1 protein-coding gene is annotated in these 529 nt (G+C 60.7%); it reads right to left on the reverse strand.

Features of this window, described 5'->3' with window-relative positions:
- Nucleotides 1-529 (reverse strand): NAD-dependent epimerase/dehydratase family protein (locus tag IB248_RS30990; protein ID WP_192242251.1); only part of this gene is annotated, 529 nt, incomplete at both ends.

Below are 529 nucleotides of genomic sequence, written 5' to 3' on the forward strand. Positions count from 1 at the left end.
TTTCGACCGTCTCGACGAAGGTCATCAGGTTCTCCGGCTGGCCGCCGCCGATATTGACGACGCGGAATGGCGCCTGATGCGAGAGCGTCTCCACCCGTTCGTCGGCCACGCGGTTGGCCTCCGACGGGGCGACGGACGACAGGCGGACGATCGCCTCCACGAGGTCATCGATATAGGTGAAGTCGCGACTCATCCGGCCTTCGCCGTAGATCTCGATCGGTTGATCCTCCAGCATGTTCTTGACGAACTTGAAGAGGGCCATGTCGGGACGGCCCCAGGGGCCGTAGACGGTGAAGAAACGGAAGGCGGTTGTCGGGATCTTGTGGAGATGCGCGTAGCTGTGCGCCATCAGTTCCATTGACTTCTTCGTCGCCGCATAAAAGGTCAGCGGCTCGTCGGCCCGGTCTGTCTCACGGAAGGGAATGGACGGATTGGCGCCGTAGATCGACGATGTCGAGGCCAGCATGAGATGGTTGACGCCAACATCCTTGGCGATATCGAGGATGTTCCAGGAGCCTTCGAGGTTCGA

This window comes from Rhizobium sp. RHZ01, assembly GCF_014851595.1.
GTDB classification, from domain to species: Bacteria; Pseudomonadota; Alphaproteobacteria; order Rhizobiales; family Rhizobiaceae; genus Rhizobium; species Rhizobium altiplani.